This window comes from Solibacillus sp. FSL W7-1464 (genome assembly GCF_038004425.1).
In the GTDB taxonomy this organism is placed as follows: domain Bacteria; phylum Bacillota; class Bacilli; order Bacillales_A; family Planococcaceae; genus Solibacillus.
Genome location: NZ_JBBORC010000001.1, coordinates 3,602,213 through 3,626,840 on the forward strand (window position 1 = coordinate 3,602,213; position 24,628 = coordinate 3,626,840).

A 24,628-nucleotide genomic window follows, 5' to 3' on the forward strand; every position below is an offset into this window, starting at 1 on the left:
TTAGCTGCATCATTCACCGATAATTAAAGGGCAAATAATGAACGCTTTACAAGTAAGTAATGGCTAATATTATCATCTATTTTATTTAAATAAATTATTTTATAATTTTGATCAAACATTGACTGTAAAATGTGTCTAGTTTTATAGCGCCAATCTTCGGCTAAAGCGACACTTTCCACTTTGATTTTCTGAAAGTTTGTAGGGATAGGTAACAGATAGGCATCATGGATAAGCGCTTCTTCTTTATCAAACTTCTGTTCCGGGTCCAATGTCGGAAGGCCTACCATATTTTCTTCCCAATTTACTACAGGCTTTGCTTCATCCATTAATTCTTCCACTTTCGCATCCCAGCGCAAATAGTCATTATCAACAAGTTGCCACTCAACACAAAGACGGTCTGTAGGCAATACCCGATTGAACGGATCTTCCATTTCACCATAGCAATTTTCTATATAAGTATCGCTGTAACTGCGCAACTTTGAAAAGTTCAAAAATCCGCTGCGCGCTTCAAGTGGATCAAATGTCCAGCGGCAAGTTCTGTAACCGCGCTCTATTGCGATATCCTTTAAGTAATTTTTAAGCAGCTCTCCAACGCCTTGCTCACGATAATTACGCTTCACACCAATCATATGGGAATATAAGTATATATTCTCATCCATATATCCAGGGCAACTATAGTTAAAACCAATTAATTCATCATTTAAATATGCACCGAGTACAATCCCGCCATTGCGAATCGTCGCAATCGTCTGATGTACCGGAATGCTGCCGACAGCCCAAATTTCAAGCTCTAGTTTACGTGCATCTTCAATTTGTTCAATTGTCGTTAATTCTTTAATCGTCACTGATTCTAACATAATTTTGCCTCCCCTATAGTTACTTTTCTTCAAACTTAAAAACGCCTTGCTTTACTTAGTGTCTTTCAACAATCATGTTTTATCGCATGGTTGTTGAAAAAGATGTGTAACCATCGGGAATGTTCTACATATATCGGTTACCCTGGTTATTTTCGACCAAATAGAACGAAATTAACCCAAGTGGGTCTCATTCGGCAAAAGTTTTTGCCAATCGCCGAAAGAAGTTCATGTGAAGATTCGATACTTGTTTACTAAAAGATTCCGTAACACTTCTTTAAGTATCATCCCAACCTCATTATATACCACATACTACCTTTTTAAGTAGTTAACTTTTATTATTCCTTATTGAACAAAAGAAAAAACCTTTATTTACAGAAATTCTGTAAATAAAGGTTTGATAATTATTTAATACCGCGCATTGCTTTAGAGATGATTGGCGAAATCAGGAGGATAATCACACCTAATACAACCGATAAACCACCTAATACACCGAAGTAAGTTGTTTCAGATACGATTCCGTAAACTCGAACTAACTGTGCGTTAATTGCTTGTGCAGCAGCTGATGCCAGGAACCATAACGCCATTGTTTGTCCAGCGAATGCAGCTGGTGCCAATTTCGTTGTAGCTGATAAACCAACCGGTGAAAGCAATAGCTCACCTAATACTAACAGGAAGATTGAGAATACAACCCAAAGCGGATTTACTAACGTACCTTCCGGAGTTAAAACGATTGCTGCGATCATTACGAAGAATGAAATACCTGCAAAGAATAAAGATAAAGCAAATTTCTTCGGAGTTGATGGTCCGCGATCCGCTAATTTCGTCCACATAAACGCAAACATTGGCGCTAAAACGATGATGAATAACGGGTTAAATGACTGGAACCATGCAGCCGGAATTTCAAAGCCCCATAAGTTTAAGTTCGTACGAGTATCAATGAACGTTGCAATAACTGTTGATGATTGTTCAGCAATTGCCCAGAACATTACCGCACAGATGAATAATGGGATATAGGCTAATAGACGAGACTTTTCGTCTGCATTTGTTTTTGGACTACGATACATATAAAGTATAAAAGCCGTAGGAATCATTACCCCTAAGAATGTAATTAATAATGAGAAATTTTCAATGCTTGCATAACCTTTTTGATAAGCTACAAAACCTAAAATTACAATAATTAAACCACCGATTGTGAAGTTACGAGTTGTCGTTTTCTTCTCTTTATCAGAAAGTGGGTTTGGTGCTACAGATCCTGCTAACCCAAGGCTCTTTTGTGACATTAAATAAACAACTAAACCGATGAACATACCTACTGCAGCAACACTGAATCCTGCGTGGAAGCCCCAGTTTTTTTGGAATAATCCAACTAATAAAGGTGCCAGGAAACCACCCATGTTGATACCCATATAGAAAATAGAGAATCCTGAATCTCGACGTGCATCATTATCTGCATACAAGTCACCAACTACCGATGAAACGTTTGGTTTTAATAAACCAGTACCTATGATGATAAAGAACATCGATAAGTATAATGCTGTTACACCAAGCGGCAAGGCCAATAATATATGACCAATCATAATTAATATTCCGCCGTAGAATATCGCTTTACGCATACCAGTAATACGGTCAGCGATCCACCCTCCGATAATACCTGACATGTAGATTAATGAACCGTAAATCGACATGATGATATTAGCTTGCGTACGATCTAGTCCTAATCCACCATCTTTAACTGCATAGTACATGTAGAATAATAGAATGGCACGCATACCATAATATGAAAAACGTTCCCAAAACTCTGTAAAGAATAGTGTAAACAACCCTTTAGGTTGACCGACAAAACCAGTTTGAGGAACGGACTTCACGATTTCTTCTTTTGAATACATTTGAAATCCTCCCGATTAATAAATATTCTGACAATAAACTCCGTCGTCTGTTGTCTGACATTTGAAATAATATACTTGAACACTTTAGCCTAATAGTTGATTAAAATCAACAAATAATCAAAATGTTATAATTTTGTGTTTTTTCGTTATTTTCAGACAAATAAATTAAATTACCACAACAGGATTTTTGTATTATAAAACATTTACTTCACTAAAGAAATTATTTTGAGTTTTCTTAAAGACAAAAATTTATCAAAAAACAAAAAAGCTAAAGTACAACGTCATGGCAACGTACTTTAGCTTTATATTTCCATTATTATTTTACAACATAAATTTCATATTTCTGATAATCCGCCTCTTTAAGCTCAAGCGTTAATAATGTACCCTCTTCTTCATACTCCGTTTCCAAAACAGTTGCCTGCTCATTTAAATAGGAAACAATTCCACCCTGATTATATGGAATAAGCATTTGACATGTAACATAATTCGCAAAAATTTGTTGTTTAATTTGTTGAAGCAACTCTTCAAGTCCTACATCTTCCTTCGCAGAAAGCCAAATATTATCCCCGCTAACTAACGGATATTCCACATCAGCCAAGTCTGATTTATTGTATACATATATAGTAGGAATATTTTCAACATCAATCGCTTTTAATGTTTCATTCGTTACATCCATCATAAAACGGTATTCCTCATTAGAAACATCGACTACATGCAGCAGCAGGTCGGATTCTCGTGCTTCTTCCAATGTCGATCGGAATGCTTTTACTAAGTGATGCGGCAGTTTACTGACAAAACCAACCGTATCAGTCAGTAAAAAGGATTTATTATCTTCCAGTTCAATATTGCGGACCGAAGTTTCAAGTGTCGCAAACAGCATATCCTTTTCAAACACTTGCTTCGTATTATCCTGCCCTGCCTTAGCAAGCAGCTGGTTCATAATTGTGGACTTCCCTGCATTGGTATAACCTACAATTGATACGACAGGTACTGCATTTTTACGGCGTTGCTTCCGCTGTGTTTCACGCTGTTCTTTAACGGATTCAAGCTCTTTTTTGATTTTCGAAATCTGATCTTCAATTTTACGGCGGTCGAGTTCAAGTTTTGTTTCCCCTGCACCACGGTTTTTAAAGCCGCCGCCTGTTCCTCCCCCTTGACGGGATAGTGAAGCATGGAGCCCAACTAGGCGCGGGAGCATATACTGTAATTGAGCGAGCTCTACTTGTAATTGTGCTTCACGTGTTTTCGCACGGCGACTGAAAATATCTAAAATAAGCATTGTACGGTCAATTACTTTACATTGCAAATCACGTTCTAAATTACGGATTTGCGATGGTGATAGTTCATCATTAAAAATAACAATGTTGGCATCTGTTTCGTCAAAAAATGCCTTAATTTCTTCAATCTTTCCTGTACCTACATAATGTGAAGGTGTCACACGTTCCAGATTTTGCGTCACCATGCCGACAACTTCTACATCTAAAGCTTGTGCTAAATTTGCCAACTCTTCCATTGAATAATCAAAATGCTCATCCTTTTGTAAATTGACGCCAACTAATATACCGCGTTCAATCAATACTTCAACATCTTTCAAATTAATGCCTCCTTGCTTCCATCCTTAGTTTTTCCCATCGTATCATACAATTCAAAAGCCTGTACAATGACAACATATAAGCGCATTATGATACTATAGTGACACAATTACACCGAGTCGTAATTAATGAAAAAAGAAAAGGCGGTTTTTATGGAATTCGAACAAATGAAAGTGCAGCTTCATGCACTCATTTCTAATAAAACACTACTGCAGGCTACTATTAGCCAGCCACGTCAAAAATCCAGTGACTTAAAACGGGTCAAACTCAAGCCCGTGGAAATTCGCGGAGAATATATGATTCAGCTGGAATATCAATATGAGCGCATTTTAAAACATGAAAATATTACACTTGAAGATTTACCCGCTAAGCTCGATACTCTTTTTGAACAGTTCCGTCAAGTACATGCTGAGTTTCAGGAGCAGACTGTACAAGTGCAACTCTCGAAGAAAAATAAAGTACTGTGGAAATCCGATAAAAATACAACAGCTAAACAGGTGAACTTATCCCATAACCGAAAAAAACAGTATTTATTGGATGATTCACGTGTTCACCCGTTTTTAGTCCGTTTAGGTGTGCAGTCAGAGGACGGGAAAATAAAGAAGCAGAAATACGATAAGTTTAAACAAATCAATCGCTTCGTTGAGTTTATCGATGATTCTTTAGCCCATTTGCCGAAAGACAAAACAATCCGTATTTTAGATTTCGGTTCAGGTAAATCCTATTTAACTTTTGCTTTGTATCATTACTTGAAAATTGAAAAGGGTCTTGATATCCATGTCACAGGCCTGGACCTGAAAAAGGAAGTGATTGAAGAATGTAACCGGATTGCGGCTGATTTGCAGTATGAAGATCTGCAATTTTTAGTGGGGGATATTAATGACTTCAATGAAGAGACTGCTGTAGATATGGTCGTAACCCTTCATGCTTGTGATGTTGCGACAGATATGGCATTAGCCCGAGCTGTAAAATGGGGCGCAAAAGTTATTTTAAGTGTTCCTTGCTGCCAACATGAGCTGAACCGTCAGCTGCAGGCACCTGCATTATCGATCATGACACAGCATGGTTTAGTGAAGGAGCGCTTTGCCGCATTAGCTACGGATTCAATTCGCGCTGAACTTTTATCCCTTGTCGGCTATGATACTCAGTTATTGGAATTTATCGATATGGAAAACACCCCTAAGAATATTTTAATCCGTGCTTATTTTACCGGAAAGAAGCCATCGAGTGAGCAGCGATTAAAGTATGACGAATTTGTACGGTTTTTGAATGCGAAGCCGTTTCTGGAAAATGAGCTGCAAAATTTACTTCCACAATAAAATTGTTTTCTCGTTTTTACGTATTTTTTCTAAATTATGACCAATTTAGATTTCTTATTCAACTTTTCCTTTTGTTACAGAATTGTAAAGATTGATAAGGTTAGAGTAAAATTTGTATAGATTTTTTTAAGTTTTTGTTATGATAATTGAGGTTAATTTTTAAAATTATTTTAATTATATATATCCAGGAGGCATTCCATGTTTAGTTCAAAGAAGCAAGATCCGTTTTTCTCAGCCTTATTGAAAATTGCTGAAAATATGCGTGAAGGTATCCATTATGCAAATGATTTCCGCATTGAAACGGTTGCAGACTTAAAGGAAATCAGCATTCGTATGAAACAATACGAAACAGCGGGTGATAAATTAATCCATGAATTAATCGTCATGCTTAATAAGTCATTTATGACGCCAATTGAGCGTGAAGATATTTTATCATTAGCAATTCGTATGGATGATGTGTTAGATGGCGCAGAAGGTACGATTGCACATTTTGAAATGTTCTCATTAACAGAGATCGATGAGTCGATGCGCGATTTTCTAGCATATATCGCAAAATCTACTGATGAAATTGTTAAAGCGATGAAACTATTGAACAAAAAAGATCTTGTTGGGATGCGCCAACACGCAATTTTAATTAAAGATTATGAGCGTGAATGTGATGAAGTGTTACGTTCTTCTATTAAAAAGCTGTTTTTAAATGAAAAAGATCCTATTCGTCTAATTAAATTCAAAGATATTTATGAGCAGTTAGAAGAAATTGCCGACTACTGTCAAACAGTTGCTAACACAATCGAAACAATCATTATGCGTAATGCGTAATTAATGAGGAGTCCTTTTAATGAATACACTACTTATCATTACTGTCCTAGTAGTCTTTTTTGCCCTTGCATTTGACTTCATTAATGGTTTTCACGATACGGCAAATGCGATTGCAACATCCGTTTCAACACGTGCGCTACCTCCTCGAGTAGCGGTAATCATGGCAGCGTTTATGAATTTCCTGGGTGCCATTACATTCGTAGGTGTTGCAAAAGCGATTGCGTCAGATATTGTTGATCCTTTTGCATTATCTTCACCTGATGCACCATTAATCGGTACTGTGGTTATATTGGCCGCTCTATTATCGGCGATCACATGGAACCTAGTCACTTGGTATTTTGGAATTCCATCAAGTTCTTCCCATACATTGATCGGTTCGATTGCAGGTGCTGCCATTGCAGCATCTGGAATCGGGGTTTTAAACTATAGCGGATTCACAAAAATCATCATTGCATTATTAGCATCACCAATCATTGCGATTTGTGCCGGCTATATCATGATGACAATAATGAAATTCATTTTTAAGAATATGAACCTTTATAAAACAAATAAAGGCTTCCGTATTATGCAAATATTCACTGCAGCCATTCAATCATTTACCCACGGAACAAACGATGCCCAAAAGGCGATGGGTATTATTACGATGGCACTTATTGCAGCAAATTGGCAAACAACGGATGATGTACAAGGTTGGGTACGTTTCGCCTGTGCTTTAGCAATGGGGCTTGGTACATCAATCGGCGGTTATAAAATCATCAAAACAGTCGGCGGTAAGATTATGAAAATCCGTCCTGTAAACGGCGCTGCTGCAGACCTTGCTTCCGCATCCATTATTTTCGGTGCGACATTAATTCACTTGCCAGTATCTACAACACATGTTATTTCTTCTGCAATTATGGGTGTCGGTTCGGCTCAAAATGTAAAAGGCGTAAACTGGGGTATGGCTCGGAAAATTGTTACAACATGGATTATTACAATGCCTATATCTGCTGTCATGGCAGCGATTATTTATACAGTATTAAATCTATTCTTTTAGTAAAGAGGGCAGGTATGTTTCGGAAATTTTTCCGGACAAACCTCCCTCTTTTCTTTTTTTCTATGAATCCATTACACTGTAATTATGGAAAAAGAAAGGCGGTAATTTATGAAACAGTTCGCAGTATTCATTACAAAATTTGCAAAACCGATCGTTCTAATATGGTGTGCAATTTTAGTTATTCTAGCATTTTTTGCACTTCAACTCCCTTCTAAACTGCAAGGGGATGGATTTTTCTATGATGGCGACCACTCGTATGTAACGAACGAGCTGTCAGATACATTCGATTTACCCGCAAAAACAATTTTTGTACTGTTTGAAAATAAAACAGATGAGGAAATCACGTCTGCCCTTGAAAGTTTAGAAACGATTGAAGAAATTCAAACAATCACATCTCCTGTAGGTGTCGAAGAATTAAATAAAGACGGCTATGCCTATGGAATGCTGGATTTTGATAATTCTGTGGATGATTATTTCCCGATTATTGATGAGCTGCGTGAAAAGCTCGGCGAAAATAACGGAATCTCCATTACAGGTGAACCGGTTATTTCAAAGGATATTAATGTTGCAAGTCAAAATGATTTAATTAAAGCGGAAACGATTGGCCTTCCAATTGCTTTAATTGTTTTACTGCTGGCATTCGGTACGATTGTAGCTTCTCTACTGCCGATTTTAGTCGGCGGTGCGACAGTTGTCATCACACTTGGTCTATTGGCTCTTTTAGGAGACAGTGTGAACTTGTCGATTTTTGTATTGAATATCGTCCCGATGCTCGGGTTGGCTTTAAGTATCGATTTTGCATTGCTGCTTATTAACCGGTACCGTGAAGAACGCAATACGCAATCGATTGAGCAGTCTGTTCAAATTGCGATTCAAACAGCCGGACGCTCGATTATCTTTTCTGCCCTCTGTGTCATGATTGGTCTTGGTGCAATGATTGTTATTGATGTGGAAATTTTCATGAACATCGCACTTGGCGGATCAATTGTCGTGTTTTTGGCTGTTTTAACAGGCATTACACTTTTACCGGCAACATTGATGCTTCTTGGTGACCGTTTAAATAAAGGCCGTGTTTTCCGTATAAAACCGACTGCCTCCCGTTGGCAGAAGTTCGCCGCCTTTGTCATGAAGCGACCTGTCACAATTATAGTTGTGGCCATCATATTGCTATGTGTTGCTATGGTACCTATCAAAGATATCGAGTTAACGATTCCTTCTACAGAATCATTGCCGGAATCGTATGAATCGCGCCAAACGTTCGATACGCTCGATGAACAATTCGGGCTCGGCGATAATACACCGGTATTCCTTCTGGCAGAAAATGAAGATGCCGATGCCTGGGATACGACAGATGGCCGCGAGAAAATATTCGATATTCAGCAGCAGCTGTTGGATGACCCGCTAGTCGATCGTGTAACGTCGATGTTTACAGTAGCTAATATCGAATCCGTTGAAATGTGGGAAATGGCAAACAGCAACCCGCAAGCACCCGGTGCACTGGATGAAGTGGCGGAAAGTTTCATTCAGGAAGATAAAATGTATATGGTCGCTTATTTAAATACAGAAGGTTCGTCATTCGAAGCGCAGGATTTTGTACGCGAGTGGAGTGAAAAAGACTTAGGTGTCGATTTCGCCTTGTCCGGCCAGGCAAAGTTCAATCAGGAAATCTTTGATGAGATTGCCGGTAAAGTTCTCATTGCCATTACGATTATAATTGTATCTACCTTCTTTATTTTAATGATTGCATTCCGTTCGATTTTAATTCCGTTGAAAGCGATTCTAATGAACATTCTTGGCTTAGGTGCGACATTCGGTATTCTTGTCTACATTTTCCAATATGGCCATTTCGGTCTGGAAGCGACGACAATTGTATTGATTATTCCGGTGCTGACCTTCTGCTTAGTATTCGGCTTAAGTATGGACTATGAAGTATTTTTAATTTCCCGTATTCAGGAAGAATATCTAAAAGGGGCAACAAATACAAAAGCAACGGTCGATGGACTTGTCTCGACAAGTAAAATTATTACATCCGCTGCGCTTATTATGATTGTTATTACCGGTGCATTCGCATTTACGGACGTTATGCCCGTGAAGCAAATCGGAGTCGGCATTGCTATCGCGATTGCCATTGATGCATCAATCATCCGCCTGATGCTCGTCCCTAGTTTCATGAAGCTGTTTGGCGACTGGAACTGGTGGCTGCCGTTTAAGAAGAATACGAGATAATGTTCTATAAATAGTCGTCCGGCCTGTTGTAAATAGGCTGGGCGGCTGTTTTTGTTTGGGTTTTGAGTTTATTAGAACAATTGTCGGGGATATTGGACCTTCCGTAGCTTTTATTAGAAAACCGCGGGATACGGGTGACTTTCCTTTCAATTAGAGGGCGGCCGGGTGACCGGTTTTGAGTTTATTAGAACAATTGTCGGGGATATTAGAAGAAGTTGTGCGGATATTAGAACTTCCATAGCTTTTATTAGAAAACCGGTTGTATCGGGTGACGGTTACGCTGTTTTTCCTTATATTAGAGGGGTTCCGGGTGACCGGTTTTGAGTTTATTAGAACATCTTGCACAGATATTAGAACAACTAGTTATGATATTAGCACATCCGACCCCGATATTAGAAAATCTTAAACACTTATTAGCACATTGAGCAAAGATATTAGAAGACCGGACTTTTATTAGAACATTTTAAAATATATTAGAACATTCTACCTGGTTATTAGAAAACCACCACCACCGCCCACCACCTAACACAAACAATAATCCCCCTCGCCACGATGCCGGCGAAGGGGATTATTTAACCTATATAGAACTGTTCCTCATACGGATGCAACAATGATACTGCACCGCTCGATGCTTCACTTTTGTTCAACTCGATTTGTTTCGGGTCTTTCGGTTCCCACAACATGTAAAATACTTGAATTACAATGACAATAGCAATGGATACTACTAAAATTGTACCGATGATAATTTTGACCATTTTATTTCCGGACATTTCCTTCGATGAATTCTGCTGTGTCATACTTCAATTCCCTCACTTATCTATTTTGAAAGTCGGAAACCTTCCTCACGTAAATAAGCAATAGCGTCTTCACGCGTACCGAAAGATTCCTCCAGATTTCCTTGATGATAAATATTCCAAGAGCGATCGTTAAATTCCAGTTCAAGTTTCGTGCCTTCACGCGATGTCCATGTTTCGACAATCGGTAAAATCTCTTCTTCTTCCTCAGATAAATAGTTGATTGCATCGCGTACGATTTCACGTAACGCTTCCTCGCTGTAATCTCGAATATTAACAAGCCCGTTGTCGCCTGCTTCTTTTTCATATTTCAATAAATCACCGACGAAAACAAAGCCATTGCCGTTTGGATGCAATTTTTCTACAACGATTGATTTTTCGTAAAGGCTTCCTTCAAAGTGATAATTCACACGTTTTAATGAAATTTCCTTTTTAGTCAACTGGGAAAACGATTCGATAATTTCTTGTTTTTGTTCAAATGTTAGCATTGTCTGCTCCTTTTAAATGTCTTTTCAATTAATAAGTATACCGTTTCCGGCGAAAATTAAAAAGCGAAGCATATGCTTATCACATATGTCCCGCTATATTAACCCTAGCTAAATCTGTTACACATTCTTCGTTGCTGCTTCTTTAATCTGTTTTCGTTGTTCATAAATATTTTGAACGATTACTTTAAGGACACAGTACGTAGGAATGGCGATTAAAATTCCAATGAATCCGGCAATATTTCCTGCTGCCAATACGATTGAAATGACTGTCAGCGGGTGAATATCCAAAGATCGCCCCATAACATTCGGTGTAATCAGGTTACTTTCTACTTGCTGTGCGACAAGCGTTACAACACCGACCCAAATAACGTCAAATGGATCATTAAGAAGTGCTACAATCACCGCCGGTACAAGGGAAAGCCACGGACCGATAAACGGAATCATATTCATGAAAAATGCAAATAGAGCAAGTAATAATGAATACTCCAACCCAATGATTAAATAACCGATGTACATCATGATCGCGAGTAAAAAGCTGACCAATACTTGTCCTTGGACATAGCTTCTTAATACGTTATCAATGTCTTCTAATGTTTTCTTTACCCATGTGCGGCTCTCACCGTTAAATATACCGTAAATTTGAGGCGCGAATTTTTCATGGTCTTTCAACATAAAGATAAAGAAAAATGGTGCCAGTACTAATGTTAATGTTACCGTTACCGCTCCACTTAAAAATGATACAAGATATTTACTGCTTGCAACCGCAATGTCTTGTATGGAATTGGTAACAGATCCTATAAACTCTTCAATTTGCGGTGGCAGCATCGGAATATTTTCCTTATTATCAATAATGAAATCAGCTGCTTCTTCAATATCCTTAGCGATTGTCGGTGCATTTTCAACAAGTTTGTTTACTTGGTTTGCAATTGGAGAACCGACTAAAACTAAAAAGGTTGTGAATAAACCCGCAATGATAAGGACTATTGTTATTAAACTTCCCCATCTCGGCATACCTCGTTTTTCCAATATGCGCTGCAATGGCTCTGAAATATAATAGAGCACCCCACCAAGTAATAACGGTACAAGAATTGTCGAAAAAATAATGATAATCGGATTAAAAATCGGATGAATTTCAATAAAATATTTAATAATTAATAAAGTAATTAAAATACCTACGCCAACTTGGAACCACAGTTTTCTAGTCATCGGCTCACTCACTTTCTCAATCTTTCTTTACTGTTAATTTTCACTATAACTATGTACGTTTTAGCATGCCATAAAGCTTCATAAAATACAAAAAATAAAAAGGTTTGTTTCGCAAAGTATTTATTGCGAATCGCACCTTTTAAATTTTATAGCTTTTTATCATCGATTGAATTTAAATAGTCTTCGATTGTTCCTACAACCGATTCCACACAGCCGTCGTCAAATGGCGAGATTAAGCCCGCTTCCTCAACAAGCTTTGTGAAAGCAAATGAACCGCCAAGGCTGCATAGATGCAGATAGTCTTTCCAAGCTCCATCAAAGTCTTCTCGTGAACGTTTCCAGAACTGGAATGCACAAATTTGCGCTAACGTGTAGTCGATATAATAGAATGGGCTTGAATAAATATGGCCTTGTCGCTGCCAGAAGGCTCCTGATTCTAAGTAGTCATGACCGTCATAATCGCGATGCGGTAAATACTTCGCCTCGATTTCCTTCCAGGCAGCATTGCGCTCAGCCGGTGTCATTTCCGGGTTTTCATACACGACATGCTGGAACTCATCAACTGCTACACCGTATGGCAAGAATAGTAACCCGCTGCTTAAGTGCGAGAATTTATACTTATCTGTTTGATGTTTGAAGAATAGCTCCATCCATGGCCATGTAAAGAATTCCATACTCATAGAATGGATTTCTGCTGACTCATATGTCGGCCATAAGTATTCCGGAATTCCAATATTTCGGCTTGAATACACTTGGAATGCATGTCCTGCCTCATGTGTCAGTACATCGATATCTCCAGATGTACCATTGAAGTTCGAGAAGATATACGGTGATTCGTAGTCTTCGATAAACGTACAGTATCCGCCGCTTTCCTTACCTTTTTTCGCAACCAGATCCATTAAATCATGCTCGATCATATAGTTGAAGAACTCGCCAGTTTCTTTAGAAAGTTCTTCGTACATTTTTTTACCGTTATTAATAATCCACTCCGGATCCCCTTGAGGAACGGCATTTCCTGTTAAGAATGTTAAACCCTCATCATAGAATTTGAAGTCTTTCACACCGATGCGTTCTGCTTGGCGCTCGTACAGTTTAGTTGCAAGCGGCACAATATATTCGCGCACTTGTTCGCGGAATTTCGCTACCATCTCTGCATTGTAGTCAATCCGGTTCATATTGACGTAGCCAAGTTCCACATAGTTTTTGAAGCCTAACTTTGTCGCGATTTCATGACGAAGCTTTACTAACTCATCATAAATCTGATCGAACTTTTCTTTGTTTGATGCATAGAAATCTGCACTCGCTTCACGTGCTGCTTTACGAACATCACGCTCAGTAGATTCTGCATATGGTCCAAGCTGTGCCAACGTCAGTGTTTTGCCGTCAAATTCAATCTGAGCTGAAGCAACTAGCTTGCTATATTCAGACGTTAGTTTATTTTCCTTTTGCATAAGCTCGATTACTGCAGGCGAGAAACCTTTTAATAAGTTTTCAGCTAAAGCAAACAGCTGCGTGCCCCATTTTTCTTCTAGTTGTGCACGGAAAGGCGATTTCACCAGTTCTGTATAGTAATTAAATACAAGCTCGTCTGCCATTGGGCTTACTTCATCGAAATGATCACGCTCTTTTTGGTAATATTCATCATTTGTATCAATCGATGCACGTACATATACGATATTAGCCATCGTAGAAAATGTGTTGCGAATTGCATTTAATTTTTCGATCACTTCGCTTTGTTCTTCTACAGTAGTTGCAGCTTTAAATTCTTCCAATAATGCTGCTGTCTGTTCTTTCATTTGTTCTAAATCCGGACGTTTATATTCAAAGTCTTTAAATGTTACCAAACTCATTCACCCCATCTGTTCACTTCATTCGGAATTCGAAATTCCTTCTTTTATTATTTATGATTCTGGCAGAAATTGCAATTATTTTCAGAATATTTGTCTGTCTTTGTTTCAGGTTAAAAGGCATAAAAAATAAGCAGCCGAGGAAAGTCTCAACTGCTTATGTCAGTCATTATATCTTGAACTTATCCATTTCCAATACGACTTGTTGTGAATGGCTATCCAATTCCTGAACCGCTTTCGTTAAATCATCGACTACAAGTGTTTGCTCATCTGAAGCATGCGCCAAATGTTTTGCATAGTCGGATGTATCATTTACTAAACGACTCATTTCCTCAGTGGAAGCTAAAATTTGTTCTGCACCTGCCGACATTTGCTCAACAACTGCTGAGTCGTCCTGAATGCGATTGTTGACGTTTAGTACAGAATTTAAAATCTTATCTAAGCGCTGGCCAATTTCACCTACCGCCATCGTTCCTTCTTTTACATCTGTTGTCGTCATATCAATTTCAACAAGCAAACGATCCGTAATATGCGAGAATTTTTGAAGATGACCTGAAATTTCCTCCGCAGATGTACGGGACATTTCAGCCAGTTTCTTCACTTCATCTGCTACAACCGCGAATCCTTTTCCGGCTTCCCCTGCACGTGCCGCTTCAATCGCTGCATTAAGTGCCAGTAAGTTCGTCTGATCCGAAATATTCGTTATGACTGTCACCATTTCTTTAATAGAGTGGAAATTCTCTCCCATTTCTTTCACCAGCGTAGCCGTATTTTCCACCGATTTTTCTACCCCTTGAATCTGGTAAACTACCTTAACGGAACTTTGTGCACCATCTTCAACAAGATTTGTCATGTCTGAAGAAATTTCAGCAATCTCATTGAATGTATCGGCCAGTTTCTGAATACCGATTGCCATTTCATTCATCGCAGCATTTACTTCATTATTGCTTACTTGCTGTAATGACCCGCTGTGTGAAATCGTGGTGATATTTTCCACCATTTTTTCATTTGATGTATTCACACGTTCTGTAGATGTTTCGATTAGATCCACTACTTCTCCGAGCCCATCTGTACGTTCCTTCAACACTTTGAATGTGGCTGATAACTCGACAAGCGAGCTTTGGAAATTTTTTGCGAATGCTGTTATCTCATTATTCGTTTTAAAATTCAGCTTGTCTAATATAGCCTGTGACTCAACAATATCACCTGAAGCCAGATTTTCCGCCGCCTTATTCAATGTTTGTAATGGCGATAATGCTCGACGGATATAAGTATAAATACCGAGTAAAGCTACTATAAAAATAATAATGAAAATGAGCGCAATAATCGGGACAATCTCTTTTGCTACATTCTTTGTTAAAGAAGCAACATACGATGCATCGATATCAACACCTAAATAGGCAATCGTTTCCCCTGCATCATTTTCAACCGGAACAATGCCGGTAATATATTCACCGAAATCACTGCTTAAAAGGTCTGTTGCAAATCGACCGTCTTCAATAACCCGCTCAATATGTTCGTACTTTGTAGAAGACGATGGGTCACCAAGCACCCCGGCGTTTTCAGTATCATCTGCTGGCATGCCATCAACTAAAAAGGTAACTTCCCCGTTTTCTTCCGGTACAAAATAGGTATAGGCATACATGACACCATTGTATTCGCGTAATTCATTTAACTGTTCGCGCAATTCCCAATATGTTGCATTTTCTTCTGGTTCTTCAATAAGCTGCTCATACTTTTCTACATCTATGTAATTTAAAATATTACTTGCTACTTCAATCGTACGTTCTTTCACAGATGACTGGACTGAACGCGCTGAATTAAATTGAAGCATAATAACTGTTAATAGCAAAATAATGGAAAATATAATGCCGATCATCAATATAATTCTACTACCTAATTTGTCCATTCTTTTCATAGCCTATTTTGTCTCCTAATATAATATTTGATTGTTAAATTTATTTTGAATTAAAGGTTAATTAAATGCAATGTCTTTTAGTGAATCCTATATATTATTAATGAATAATAAGAATATAGCACTACTCAATTCCCGTTAGTTTCCAATGGAAATTGCAGGCACAAAAAAGCCCGAAGAATTAATCTTCGGGCCGCTTTTTTTATTCGCCTAAATCAGCATTGTGGTATACGCGTTGCACGTCTTCCAAATCTTCCAATGCATCAATCATTTTTTCGAACTTCACTAGATCATCACCGGCTAAAGCAACATCTGTCATTGGCAGCATCGTTAACTCCGCTACAGTAAATTCTTCGATGCCTGCTTCTTTAAATGCTTCTTGTGTGGCATGGAATTGTTCCGGCTCAACATAAACGATAATTGTGCCTTCTTCGTCCATAATGTCACGCATATCCAGATCGGCTTCCATTAAAATTTCAAGAATTTCATCTTCTGATTTTCCTTCAATTCCGAAAACAGCTGTATTTTGGAACATATGCGCCGCTGAACCGGAAACACCCATGTTACCGCCATTTTTACCGAACGCTGCACGTACTTCAGAAGCTGTACGGTTTACGTTGTTTGTTAATGCATCAACGATTACCATTGTACCTGCTACACCGAATCCTTCGTAGCGTAACTCGTCGAATTGCTCATCGCCGCCGCCTTTTGCTTTGTCGATTGCTTTTTCAATAATGTGTTTTGGTACAGAGTAAGTTTTCGCACGTTCTAAAACTGTTTTCAGCGCACGGTTAGATTCCGGATTTGGTTCACCTGATTTTGCCGCCACGTAAATTTCACGACCGAATTTAGCATAAATACGACTATTTGCTGCGTCTTTCCCAGCCTTTTTATCTTTAATGTTATTCCACTTACGACCCATTTTATTCACTCTCTTTCATACTCTATTAGTAACGTTATTTAAAAACGAAAAAATATATTTAACTTATTTATTATACATAAACTTGAAATAATTTTAAATTACTCTGCATAAAAAAATGTAAAAACCTATAGCATTTTTTCTATGCTATAGGTCTCGTTTATAATTGTGAAGCTTCTAAGCTAAATGTATCGCCGCCTTGCAGTGTTCCGGCATTATAACCTTTTTTGAACCAGCGCATCCGCTGCTCGCTTGTACCATGTGTAAAGCTTTCCGGAACGACATAGCCTTGCGCTTCCATCTGCAGTGTATCGTCGCCAATGGCATTTGCTGCAGTTAAAGCCTCCTCGAAGTCGCCTTCCTCCAAATAGCCTTTGTCCTGGACATGGTGTGCCCACACACCGGAGTAATAGTCCGCCTGCAGTTCCAGACGCTTCACCGCTTCATTGTACTCGGCTTGCGATACTTTGCCGTTTAAGGCATGTACTTGTTCGGACGTGCCCAATAATGTTTGGACATGGTGCCCGACTTCATGTGCGACCACATATGCCATGGCAAAATCACCCGGTGCATCAAACCGGTTTTTTAACTCTTTATAGAAACTTAAGTCAATATAAAGCTTATAGTCTGCCGGACAGTAAAATGGTCCAACCGCAGCACTTTGCATCCCGCATCCGGAGCTTACACTATCCGTAAATAATACGAGCGTCGGATTTTCGTAGGTCAGCCCATTATCGGCAAACAATTGTTGCCATATATCCTCTGTATCCGCCAGTACTACAGAAACGAATTCCGCCAGTTCCTCTTCTTCGGCGGTCGGTTCATAGTTTTCGGACGTTGCACCATTTTGCGTAATACTCTTTGATACTTCCGAAACAACATCCCCTGCATCGCCGCCATTGAGCAATGTAAAAATAATGGCAATAATAATCCCGACTCCACCAAGACCTCCGCCGATTTTCCCGGCACTCATCCCCCGACGATCTTCCACGTTACTGCTTTTTCGTCTCCCCTTCACATCCATAGCTATTCCCTCCATACGAATCTTTGCATACTTTGACATATAATTACCCTCAACAATGCTACTTATAACAGGCTGTCGTAAATAACATTAGCTAACAAACAAAAGAATAATAAAAAAAGCGAAGCGGATGAAGTCCACTTCGCTTTTCCTTATAAATCCGCTTCAATTTTTTCCAGCAATGCCTCGCAGCCTTCCAAGCATAGATCGTACGTTTCCTGGAAATCTCCCGTATACCAAGGATCCGGTACATCTTTTTTATGTGTCGTCAGATCAAGGAAGCGGAACACTTTTGCATCTGCTTCGGCACGGAGCATTTCCATCGTATTTTTCACATTGCTTTCATCCATACACACAATATAGTCAAAGCTGTCTAAATCGGAGGTACATAATTGTCTTGCAAGCATGCCTGTTGTCACAATACCGTATTCCTGTAATTTCGCCGTCGTCCCTTTATGCGGGGGTTCTCCAATATGGTAATTGCTCGTGCCGGCTGAGTCGACTGCAATTTTATCCGTCAAACCGCGTTTAGCGATTAAATCACGCATAACGGCCTCCGCCATAGGAGAACGGCAAATATTGCCCAAACATACGAATAGTATTTGCTTCATCTTTTCTTTCACTCCTAATAAAGAAGCCGCACGAAGATTTTCGCGCAGCTCCTATTATTTTATTTCCGGATGCATTTCTTTTAAATGTGCTGTCAATCGGTTCAGTTCATCTTCCAAAAATTGAACGGATTGTTCACGGCCTTCTTTTCCGGCGCCAACCGTAAATGGCTTACCGTAAATCAAATAGCCTTTTTGACGTTTAAATACACCTTTTGCATCTTTAGGACCAATATAAGCAGCCGGTAAAATCTCTGTCTTCGCCAGTTGGGCAATCGTCACTGCTCCGGCTTTTAATTCCGAGTTTTCAGAGCTCCTTGTTCCACTCGGGAAGATTCCGACTACTTTTCCTTCTTTAATAAGCTGACGAGGAATTTTAATAACACTTGGTCCCGGATTGTCACGATCCACCGGGAATGCATTTAGTCTCGTAATAAGCCAGCCTAATCCTTTCACATCAAATAGTTGTTTCTTAGCCATAAAATGTACTTCTTTTGGCAGCATCGAAATCCCAAGGTTTAAAATATCGATATAGCCATTATGTGTACAGGCAACAACAAAGCCGCCTTCTTTCGGTATATTTTCTTTCCCGTATACCTTTGCCTTTGACCCGTTGACCCCTAAAATTCCATATACAACTCTTGCAATAAATTTATACACGTTTCATTCCTACCTTATCGTTAATCTCACTTCATTTTAATTGAAAGTCGTAACTACGTTCAATTACTGTTGCTTGACCGTAGTTCCTGCAATTTGCTCGATTAATGGAGTCAGCCAATCTTCAAGCTGGCTGAACGAAAATCCTAATTGCTCCGCCTTGTCATTTTTCATATACCATGTTGCGGGAATCGCGTATGGCGAACGGATTTCCTCTGTCCCAAGAAGCGCAATTTTGGCACGCTCGCCTGTCTTTTCTTCAATAAGAGAAATAAGGTCTTTTAAAGAAATGACACCATTTGCTGTCGCATTAATCGGTCCTTCCACATAATTATTACCTGCCCACTCTAAAAATCGAGCCGCTTCTGTTGCCTGAATAAAGGACATTTCCGCATCCATGTTCACAAATCCGATCGGTTCTTTATTAATGATGCGCTCAATATGGAAATGCAAACGGCGTGTGTAATCATCTTCTCCCATAACTATCGGGAAACGGACTGCGACTACAGGGAACTCGGCAAACTTATAAAATACCGCCTCTGCCAGGCGTTTACCTTCACCATAAGTAAATTCATGTGTGTCTCCCATGATGATGCCATATGAAGTCGGATCGAAATCTTCTTCCGGATGCGGCTTGCCATCTGCCTCATATACAGCTAGTGTAGATGTGAAAACGAGCTTGCCGATTTTCCCATTGAACAGATTGCACAGCTGTTTTGCTTCGTTTGGCGAATAGCAAATATTATCATACACAATATCAAATGTACGATTTTCCAGAGCTTTCTCGAAAGCCGCTGTATCTTTACGGTCCACTTTAATATGCTCCACCGCATCGCCAAAAGGATTTTCCGACATTCCGCGTGTGACAATTGTTACTTCATGCTTTTGCTCCAATAAAAGTTCAACTAATTTACGGCCAAAAAATCGTGTCCCGCCTAATACTAGGATTTTCTTCATCTACGATCACTCCATTCCAATTAATAAATCTAAATCAATTGTAATTTCCTGTAATTGAATACTTTCTTTATCGTCAATATGCCAGCCCATCGGTGTCATTTCAAGCAGGTTTTGTACTAAATGTACTTCAAGCGGTACTGTATACGTAATTCTTTTTACTTCGGTATTTGCAAAACTTGCTTTAAAGCGCTCTACAGTTTGGGCATTTGTATAGCTTTCCTTATCCGAATCTGCAAACGCCTGTTTACGCAGTTCACTTAAATAATTTTCCTGTGGCACAACTTTTATTACTTTGCCGCCTCGCTTTAATAGACGTTTAAATTCATCGTAATTTGCAGGGGATAAAATATTTAAAATCGCATCAAAAGATTGCTCGTTGAACGGACTATTCGCTAAATCACCGACACACCAAAGCTCTTCGGGGTTATACTTTGCCGCTGCGATGATCCCTTCCTTAGAAATATCGATTCCTACACCAACAGGACGATCAAGCTGTTCGCAAATACGATGTAAATGAGAACCCTCACCACAACCTGTATCCAAAATTACCGGTTGTGCTACATTGATTTCCCGGGCAATCGCCGCTTGTAACCGATCATAAATGCCTGCTTGAATGACCATATGGCGCGAATCGAATAATTCTTTTCCATACATTGATTGGACAGGACGGTTTAACATATAAACATAGCCTTGTTTTGCCACATCAAATGTATGATTCGATAAACAGCTCATTTTTCCTTCATTACTTATCTCTATTTCCTGTTTGCAAATAGGACATGCAAACAATCGGCTATTGAATTGAAACTGCTGAATACTTAACGCTCGTTTTGATAATAGACCCATGATGGATCCTCCTTCATATGTGTTCGCTAGTATCGTACCATAAACTCATTCAAATAAAAAAAGGAAATAGTGGTCACTGCTCCCTTAGCTGGTGAATAAAAAAAAGCAAAGCAGAAAATACTGCTTTGCTCTGTTTACTATTAACTTACCGGCGGTGTAGCGGTTTTTGAACGTAATATTGCCTTTTCCCCGTGCATTAAGGATTCCAATGTCGCGTACAAAGTTTCAATCTCAGTTTCTGATAATCGTTTTCCTTCAAGTGTTGCTGCCCACTCTTTCAATTCCGCGATTTTCAGCACTTCGACATCGGATGATTGAATTTCAATATGCTGGAATGAACAATTATTCGTAAAAACTACCATTGTTTCAAAAAGTGATCCATCTACTTCCGTTAGTCGGTCTTTTAATGCATGGGTTAAACGCTTTGTTTCATGGATTGGGTTATTAAATACTCTTTTTTGATCTTTATGCAATAGCTCCATCCATTCGATGCTCTGTTCCCGTCCGTTAATCCAGCCTGACTTCTCTATCACATTCACTACATAAACCCCTGATTCATGCAGTAAAAGTGCGTCAATTGTTTGTACTTCATTGTGAACAGGAAGTTGCAGATTCACCATTATTTTTTTTGTACCTTGAATATGCTCCAATTCCTTCGTAAGTTGGTAGGAAGTTCGGACACTTTTATTCATGAGGACATTAAAATAGGAATAGCCGGTCAATTGATAAAACGTTGAATTGTCATGAATATATAATTTAAAACTAAAATAACCTATAATCGCAATTAGAACGACCAGAAAAAATAAGGTCATTGCGTTCACTCCTTGCTGCATCATCGCATTTCATTTTATATAATACTTAAAGCCTTTACTAAATTTTCACAGGCTCTTGAGAGTTAGCTTTATGACTGTTTATAATCGGTAAAAGTTGATCCAGCTTTTGTATTTCATAAGTGGGACGAATTGTTGATGGTACTGTATTCAACGGGTTGAGCCAGCATGTATCGATTCCGGCATTAGCGCCCCCGGTAATATCCGCACTGTAAGAATCACCAATAATCATCGCCTTGTTCGGGTCGAAATTCGGAATCCGTTCAAACACATAATCAAAAAATGGCTTCATCGGCTTTTGATAGCCTGTATTTTCCGAAACGAAAACTTGCTTAAAATAGGGTGCCAACCCTGTCACTTGGAGGCGTTTTATCTGGGTCTCCGCCAATCCATTCGATGTAATATATAGTTCGTATTCAGGTGCCAATGTTTGAATCAGCTCCAATGCCCCTTCTACAAAAACTTTACTTTCTGCTAAATAGCCACGGTACTCAGCGTCCAATGCCCGGCCATCCACTTCAACTCCAAAATGCTCGAATGTTTTGCCAAAGCGGTTTTCCATTAAAAAGTTACGAGTAATCAGCCCTTCTTCAAGAGAGCGCCATAAACCTGTATTAATTTCCCGGTAAACTGCTTCGATTTGAGGCGTTAATGGTAGCTGATGTGCTTCAAACAATTTCGGCAAAGCTAATCTTTCTGCCGCTTTAAAATCCAATAATGTATCATCCAAGTCAAATAATAAAAATCGATATTCCTTCATTTGTGTACTCCGTTTCCATTATACTAATATATTACCTTATCATAATCGAATCATAATTTTAACTATTTACACTACTCCTGATTTTCGATAGCATGAGTGTATTGCTCTATGTGAAGAAAGAAGGGTTTTTTTTATGGGATTTGAGTTAGACCCACAACTAGTTATTATTTTAATTTGTTTTGGTTTTTTAGCAGCATTTATCGATTCTGTTGTGGGAGGCGGTGGTCTTATTTCACTGCCTGCATTAATGTTTGCCGGGCTCAGTCCCTCTGCAGCTGTTGCGACAAACAAACTCGCCGGGACAATGGGATCCTTAACGAGTACTATTACCTTTTATCGGTCTGGAAAGCTAGATATTAAATCCGTCATGAAGTATTTTCCGTGGGTTTTTATCAGTTCGATGATCGGGGCTTGGATTGTCCATTTACTTGATCCTAACTTATTGAAACCATTAATGCTGATTATGTTGGCTGCTGTAGCGGTCTATACAATTTTCAAAAAAGATTGGGGCAGTATTTCTGCGGTTAAATCACTGTCAAAGACAAAGTATATTCTATTTTTCTTTGTAATTTCACTGATTGGTTTTTATGATGGTTTTTTAGGTCCTGGTACTGGATCATTCCTGATTTTTGCATTTCTAATGGTCGGCTATGATTTCTTAAAGGCAGCCGGTAATGCAAAACTCCTTAACTTCGGGAGTAATATCGGGGCGCTTTTAATGTTTATCTATTTAGGGCAAATTAATTATACATATGGCTTGATAATGGGGGCCGCTCAGATTGTCGGAGCGATTGTCGGTTCAAGGTTTGCAATTAAGCGTGGAAGCGGCTATGTGCGTGTCCTTTTCATCATCGTCACAATTACATTACTTGCAAAAAATAGCTATGATTTTTTCCTGAAATAAATGTACCGGATGTCCAACTTGAAAATTGGACATCTTTTTTTCATCAAAAAAGCCCCGAAACATGTTCGAGGCTCAGTTCTTATTGCATTTCTTTTGTAGGTCCCATTACTGGCGGTACTGTCAAGCCTGCTTGGCGTAGTAATACAGTCATTTGGCCAACATGATGTGTTTGGTGTGAAATTACTTTGCCGAGTAGTTCGCCGCGCTTCATCATACCGCCAAAAGCAGATACTTCTTCTAAAAGCTGCTCCTCTGTTAATGCTGCCGCTTCTTTTTTATACGCTTCGCGCACCATTTCATACTTCTCCACGATTTCCGCCATTGTCGCTGGCTGTGGCATATCAGGACCCGGTCCCGGAATTTGCAATCCTGCAAAATGGCCGAATGCGCCTGCTACACTTACTAAATGCCATGATAACCATCCTAATGAATTGTGCTCATCTACAATGGCGATATGCATTTTGTCATCTGGAATAGCTTGCATTACTTTCAATGCACCTTTTGATGAGATTGCCCAATCTTTTACAAAATCTTCTGCTACACGATACATTTATAAATCCCCTTTACTACGGTTTGTTTTTATCATACCGAATAAGATCGGATTGCGCTATCAATCAACAGTTAAGATTTTTGATTAAGATAAATAATCCAGCAAGATGCTCCATATCTCAACTTTTTCATCAAAGCTTTTAATATTCTTTCCTGGAATCGGGCTTGTAGATGGCATTTTTTTATACGCCCTTCCGTCCAATACATCGAGTCCAATATGTCTTTTAAAAACATCGAAGCTTTTCCCGCCGTTAAATAGGACGAGCTGTATTTGCGGATATTTTTTAAAGAGCTCCGAAAAGTTATTCGGTACTTCATTTTTTATTGTTGCATCAAGGCTGCCTTCGCGTTCACAGCTTTCGATCGAGTCCCATAGCCCAATATGATGTTTACGAAGAAGTGCAATTTTTTCATTATAGTCTTCCGGAATATCGGTTGCTAGAAGCCTTTCTATAATCGGCCAAAAGTGATTCCGTCGGTTGCCGTAGTATTGCTGCTTTTCCAGTGATTGCTTTCCTGGCATCGAACCAAGGATAAGCACTTTTGTTTTTTCATCCACAATTGGAGGTAATATATTTTGGATAGATTCCATCAC

At 39.0% G+C, this 24,628-nt stretch carries 23 protein-coding genes; 5 read left to right on the forward strand and 18 right to left on the reverse strand.

Annotated elements, in window-relative coordinates:
• Nucleotides 1-23: 23 nt before the first annotated feature.
• From MKZ25_RS17990 to hflX, 3 genes are all read right to left on the reverse strand, one after another.
• The gene (locus MKZ25_RS17990) at nucleotides 24-857 is read right to left on the reverse strand and encodes a GNAT family N-acetyltransferase (protein WP_340802673.1); all 834 of its coding nucleotides are present in this window, start codon (nucleotides 855-857) and stop codon (nucleotides 24-26) included.
• A 401-nt stretch (nucleotides 858-1,258) separates the two neighbouring features.
• Nucleotides 1,259-2,743: a peptide MFS transporter gene (locus MKZ25_RS17995; protein WP_340802674.1), complete on the reverse strand. Its 1,485-nt coding sequence runs from the start codon at nucleotides 2,741-2,743 to the stop codon at nucleotides 1,259-1,261.
• Nucleotides 2,744-3,059: 316 nt separating this feature from the next.
• On the reverse strand, nucleotides 3,060-4,337 hold the full coding sequence (hflX, locus tag MKZ25_RS18000) for a GTPase HflX (protein WP_340802675.1): 1,278 nt from the start codon (nucleotides 4,335-4,337) through the stop codon (nucleotides 3,060-3,062).
• Between the two features lie 150 nt (nucleotides 4,338-4,487).
• On the opposite strand from hflX, the gene MKZ25_RS18005 reads away from it, so the two are divergent.
• The 4 genes from MKZ25_RS18005 (at nucleotide 4,488) to MKZ25_RS18020 (ending at nucleotide 9,735) form a co-directional block, all read left to right on the forward strand.
• The gene (locus MKZ25_RS18005; protein ID WP_340802676.1) at nucleotides 4,488-5,654 is read left to right on the forward strand and encodes a class I SAM-dependent methyltransferase; all 1,167 of its coding nucleotides are present in this window, start codon (nucleotides 4,488-4,490) and stop codon (nucleotides 5,652-5,654) included.
• Nucleotides 5,655-5,852: 198 nt separating this feature from the next.
• Nucleotides 5,853-6,473, forward strand: a complete 621-nt coding sequence (locus MKZ25_RS18010) for a DUF47 domain-containing protein (RefSeq protein ID WP_340802677.1) — start codon at nucleotides 5,853-5,855, stop codon at nucleotides 6,471-6,473.
• A 19-nt stretch (nucleotides 6,474-6,492) separates the two neighbouring features.
• Complete coding sequence (locus MKZ25_RS18015) at nucleotides 6,493-7,509, forward strand: inorganic phosphate transporter (protein WP_340802678.1); 1,017 nt, start codon at nucleotides 6,493-6,495, stop codon at nucleotides 7,507-7,509.
• A 108-nt stretch (nucleotides 7,510-7,617) separates the two neighbouring features.
• Nucleotides 7,618-9,735, forward strand: coding sequence for an MMPL family transporter (locus MKZ25_RS18020; RefSeq protein WP_340802679.1), 2,118 nt, complete (start codon nucleotides 7,618-7,620; stop codon nucleotides 9,733-9,735).
• A 572-nt stretch (nucleotides 9,736-10,307) separates the two neighbouring features.
• Here MKZ25_RS18020 and MKZ25_RS18025 read toward each other — a convergent pair.
• The 13 genes from MKZ25_RS18025 to MKZ25_RS18085 form a co-directional block, all read right to left on the reverse strand.
• The gene (locus tag MKZ25_RS18025; RefSeq protein ID WP_340802680.1) at nucleotides 10,308-10,532 is read right to left on the reverse strand and encodes a hypothetical protein; all 225 of its coding nucleotides are present in this window, start codon (nucleotides 10,530-10,532) and stop codon (nucleotides 10,308-10,310) included.
• Nucleotides 10,533-10,552: 20 nt separating this feature from the next.
• On the reverse strand, nucleotides 10,553-11,017 hold the full coding sequence (locus MKZ25_RS18030; RefSeq protein WP_340802681.1) for a hypothetical protein: 465 nt from the start codon (nucleotides 11,015-11,017) through the stop codon (nucleotides 10,553-10,555).
• Nucleotides 11,018-11,134: 117 nt separating this feature from the next.
• A complete protein-coding gene (locus MKZ25_RS18035) occupies nucleotides 11,135-12,223 on the reverse strand; it encodes an AI-2E family transporter (RefSeq protein WP_340802682.1) in 1,089 nt (362 codons plus the stop codon).
• A gap of 146 nt (nucleotides 12,224-12,369) precedes the next feature.
• Nucleotides 12,370-14,067, reverse strand: a complete 1,698-nt coding sequence (locus tag MKZ25_RS18040; protein ID WP_340802683.1) for a M3 family oligoendopeptidase — start codon at nucleotides 14,065-14,067, stop codon at nucleotides 12,370-12,372.
• 172 nt (nucleotides 14,068-14,239) lie between these two features.
• Nucleotides 14,240-15,988, reverse strand: a complete 1,749-nt coding sequence (locus tag MKZ25_RS18045; protein WP_340802684.1) for a methyl-accepting chemotaxis protein — start codon at nucleotides 15,986-15,988, stop codon at nucleotides 14,240-14,242.
• 199 nt (nucleotides 15,989-16,187) lie between these two features.
• A complete protein-coding gene (locus tag MKZ25_RS18050) occupies nucleotides 16,188-16,907 on the reverse strand; it encodes a YebC/PmpR family DNA-binding transcriptional regulator (protein WP_340802685.1) in 720 nt (239 codons plus the stop codon).
• A 157-nt stretch (nucleotides 16,908-17,064) separates the two neighbouring features.
• A complete protein-coding gene (ypfJ, locus tag MKZ25_RS18055; RefSeq protein WP_340803046.1) occupies nucleotides 17,065-17,928 on the reverse strand; it encodes a KPN_02809 family neutral zinc metallopeptidase in 864 nt (287 codons plus the stop codon).
• A 149-nt stretch (nucleotides 17,929-18,077) separates the two neighbouring features.
• Entirely contained in the window at nucleotides 18,078-18,536 is a 459-nt protein-coding gene (locus MKZ25_RS18060; protein WP_340802686.1) for a low molecular weight protein-tyrosine-phosphatase, read from the reverse strand.
• 54 nt (nucleotides 18,537-18,590) lie between these two features.
• On the reverse strand, nucleotides 18,591-19,193 hold the full coding sequence (locus MKZ25_RS18065) for a lysophospholipid acyltransferase family protein (protein ID WP_340802688.1): 603 nt from the start codon (nucleotides 19,191-19,193) through the stop codon (nucleotides 18,591-18,593).
• Between the two features lie 63 nt (nucleotides 19,194-19,256).
• Nucleotides 19,257-20,147, reverse strand: a complete 891-nt coding sequence (locus tag MKZ25_RS18070; protein ID WP_340802689.1) for an NAD-dependent epimerase/dehydratase family protein — start codon at nucleotides 20,145-20,147, stop codon at nucleotides 19,257-19,259.
• Between the two features lie 6 nt (nucleotides 20,148-20,153).
• The gene (locus MKZ25_RS18075; RefSeq protein ID WP_340802690.1) at nucleotides 20,154-20,990 is read right to left on the reverse strand and encodes a putative RNA methyltransferase; all 837 of its coding nucleotides are present in this window, start codon (nucleotides 20,988-20,990) and stop codon (nucleotides 20,154-20,156) included.
• Between the two features lie 140 nt (nucleotides 20,991-21,130).
• Nucleotides 21,131-21,802 (reverse strand): nuclease-related domain-containing protein, encoded by a 672-nt coding sequence (locus MKZ25_RS18080; protein WP_340802692.1) that lies wholly within the window; start codon nucleotides 21,800-21,802, stop codon nucleotides 21,131-21,133.
• A gap of 58 nt (nucleotides 21,803-21,860) precedes the next feature.
• Entirely contained in the window at nucleotides 21,861-22,580 is a 720-nt protein-coding gene (locus MKZ25_RS18085; RefSeq protein WP_340802693.1) for a YjjG family noncanonical pyrimidine nucleotidase, read from the reverse strand.
• Between the two features lie 133 nt (nucleotides 22,581-22,713).
• On the opposite strand from MKZ25_RS18085, the gene MKZ25_RS18090 reads away from it, so the two are divergent.
• On the forward strand, nucleotides 22,714-23,484 hold the full coding sequence (locus tag MKZ25_RS18090) for a TSUP family transporter (protein WP_340802694.1): 771 nt from the start codon (nucleotides 22,714-22,716) through the stop codon (nucleotides 23,482-23,484).
• A 79-nt stretch (nucleotides 23,485-23,563) separates the two neighbouring features.
• Here MKZ25_RS18090 and MKZ25_RS18095 read toward each other — a convergent pair whose 3' ends face one another.
• Nucleotides 23,564-24,034, reverse strand: coding sequence for a DinB family protein (locus MKZ25_RS18095; RefSeq protein WP_340802695.1), 471 nt, complete (start codon nucleotides 24,032-24,034; stop codon nucleotides 23,564-23,566).
• 84 nt (nucleotides 24,035-24,118) lie between these two features.
• Nucleotides 24,119-24,625, reverse strand: a complete 507-nt coding sequence (locus MKZ25_RS18100; protein ID WP_340802696.1) for a DNA-deoxyinosine glycosylase — start codon at nucleotides 24,623-24,625, stop codon at nucleotides 24,119-24,121.
• Between the last annotated feature and the right edge of the window lie 3 nt (nucleotides 24,626-24,628).